We start from the raw sequence: 2,912 nt of genomic DNA, 5'->3' as shown, positions 1-2,912 counted from the left end.
TTTCCATACAGCCTACCTCCCGATAAATAATATTACTATTAAATAGTTACAACAACAGAGAAAAAAAACCTTTTTAAAAACTAAAAAATAATTATAAATGTAAGAAGTAGTAACGTAAAAATAAAATTTAAATTTGAAAATCCCACTTTGACATAAAGAGAAAAAATTCTTGAAAATAAGTAAAAGTCATGATATACTTTTACGAGTGATAAAAGAAATTGAGCAGTTTTATTGATTGCAAAATCTAATAATTTTTGGAATGAGTTTTTAAAAGACCTATTTCAAAAAAAAATCTCATGAGACGATTTTTTTTTTTCGTCTTTTTTTATTGTCGATTATTAATTAGAATTTAAATAGGAGGTATATTTTTGATGAAGCAAGCAAAGTATATTTTTGTAACAGGTGGAGTAGTATCATCTCTTGGAAAAGGTATAACTGCAGCGTCTTTAGGGAGGCTTTTAGAAGAAAGAGGATACAACGTAACTATACAAAAATTTGATCCATACATCAACGTAGATCCGGGAACAATGAACCCTTATGAGCATGGAGAGGTTTTCGTAACTGACGATGGTGGAGAGACAGACCTAGATCTGGGACATTATGAAAGATTCATCGATAAAAGCCTGACAAAGTATAACAGTGTGACTACTGGTAAAATATATCAATCAGTTATAAATAAAGAGAGAAGGGGAGAATATCTAGGAAAAACTGTCCAGGTAATTCCCCATATCACAAATGAAATAAAATCCAGAATAGAGATCGTAGGAAAAGAAAATAACTCAGACATCGTAATTACTGAGATCGGGGGAACTGTGGGAGACATAGAGTCTACACCGTTCTTAGAAGCCATCAGACAGTTTAGATACGATGTGGGAAGAGAAAATGTAATTTACCTCCACTGTGCTCTTTTACCTTTCTTAAAAGCAGCAGGAGAGCTTAAAACAAAGCCGGCTCAACATTCAGTGAAGCAACTTATGACTTTAGGTATAAGACCAGATGTTCTAGTGTGCAGAACAGAACATCCTACCAATGAAGATATCAGAAGAAAACTTTCTCTGTTTTGTGATATAGATGCTGACGCTGTCATAGAAGCTCCAGATGCTTCTACTATATATGCAGTACCGTTGATAATGGAAGCCAACGGCCTGGCAAAGGTTGTCTGCAGAAAATTAGGAATAGAGGACAGAGAAGTAGACCTGACTGCCTGGGAAGAGATGGTAGACAGAATCGTAAATCCTAAAGACGATATAAGACTGGCTGTTGTAGGTAAATATGTAGAACTTAAAGATGCCTATATATCAGTAAATGAAGCTATAGAACATGCAGCTTATTCTATGGGACTCAAGGCTAAAATAGACTATATTCAGGCTGAGAAAATAAATACAACTGATCTTACAGCTTATAACGGAATACTTGTTCCTGGAGGATTCGGAGACAGAGGTATAGAGGGTAAAATAGATTCAATTAAATTTGCAAGAGAGAATAAGGTTCCTTTTCTCGGGATATGTCTGGGAATGCAGAGTGTTGTAATCGAATATGCAAGAAATGTAGTAGGGTGGAAAACAGCCCACTCGAGTGAGTTTGATAAGGAAACCAAATATCCTGTAATTGATATTCTTCCGGATCAAAAGAATATTGAAGATATGGGTGGAACAATGAGACTAGGAGTATATCCTTGCAAACTAGAAGAAGGATCTCTTGCAAGAGAACTTTATAATGAAGAGCTGATATATGAGAGACACAGACACAGATATGAGTTCAACAATGAATTTAAAGATGAAATTCAAAATGCAGGACTTATAATATCTGGATCTTCTCCAGATGGTAGACTTGCTGAAATTGTTGAAATTTCAAGAGAAGAGCATCCGTTCTTCATCGCAGGACAGTTCCATCCAGAATTAAAGACAAGACCAAACAGACCTCATCCTTTATTTAAAGGGTTTGTAGAAGCTATCTATAACAGGAAAAAAGGGTTATAAAAAATCAGGAGATATGAATTTTTAAATTCATTCTCCTGATTTTTAATTTTTTTTTGCAAATAAGAATGGATAAATTAATGGTAAGATTTGTTGAGTTGTGCAATGCTGTATAGAGCTATATATATTAATGTAAGGAAAAAACTTAATATGATCACAAATATAAGAGTTTCAAAATTAAAACTTTTTGAAATACTTTTAACCAGATCAGATGGTTTTGTTATGACATGCCAACTATTTAACCTTATAAAACGTCCTAAATATATACCATAACTTGATAATATCTCTGCAACAATAACAAATCTCCAACCGGCCTGCATGCTGAATTTGTTTTTTATAACATTATGAAGTAAGTATAGGGAAAGAAAACCTATTAACAGACCGGTAAAAACAAAAAGTGAGATCATCAAAAAGTCATACCATACAATGATATTTATACCTGTGTTATGACTTAGGTGATATCCATCGCTGCTGATATGTATAAAATCTGTAATAAAGTAAGATGAGTTGGGATAAAAAATAATCCATGACAATCCAACAGAAATTTTAATTATTTTATGTAACCCTTCAATAATTAAAATAAGAGACAGAAATAACGGAATCCATGCAAGAAAAAGATTCCATATTAAAAAAAGATAGTAAGAATTGAGAGTTATCGTTGTACGGATTGCTACCATAAGACATCCTGAAACTGACAAAAGAAAAAATACTGCAAGGACACTGAGCATTTTTTTATTGGGAAGAAATCTATTTGATAAAATCATTTTATCACCAATCCTAAAAAAAATATAAGTGAGTTAAAATTAAAATCATATAAATATTTATACCAAAAAAAAATGGAAATACCTGTCCATGAGAAATTTATATAAAATTATAAATTAAATTACTTAAAACTTTGCATAAGTTGAATTATTAGATTAGAATTATATTGTGTAG

The 2,912-nt window shown here is 32.1% G+C and carries 2 protein-coding genes; one reads left to right on the top strand and one right to left on the bottom strand.

Going from position 1 to position 2,912, the window contains the following annotated elements; translation table 11 throughout:
* Positions 1-371: 371 nt before the first annotated feature.
* A complete protein-coding gene (locus ABZA26_RS11585; RefSeq protein WP_372714681.1) occupies positions 372-1,979 on the top strand; it encodes a CTP synthase in 1,608 nt (535 codons plus the stop codon).
* A gap of 74 nt (positions 1,980-2,053) precedes the next feature.
* Here the strand turns inward: ABZA26_RS11585 and ABZA26_RS11580 are convergent, their stop codons facing one another.
* On the bottom strand, positions 2,054-2,653 hold the full coding sequence (locus tag ABZA26_RS11580) for a DUF1361 domain-containing protein (RefSeq protein WP_372714680.1): 600 nt from the start codon (positions 2,651-2,653) through the stop codon (positions 2,054-2,056).
* Positions 2,654-2,912 lie beyond the last annotated feature (259 nt).

The sequence above is a fragment of the Ilyobacter sp. genome (assembly GCF_041583315.1).
GTDB lineage: Bacteria > Fusobacteriota > Fusobacteriia > Fusobacteriales > Fusobacteriaceae > Ilyobacter.
This window is presented reverse-complemented; position numbering and strand designations above follow the sequence as displayed.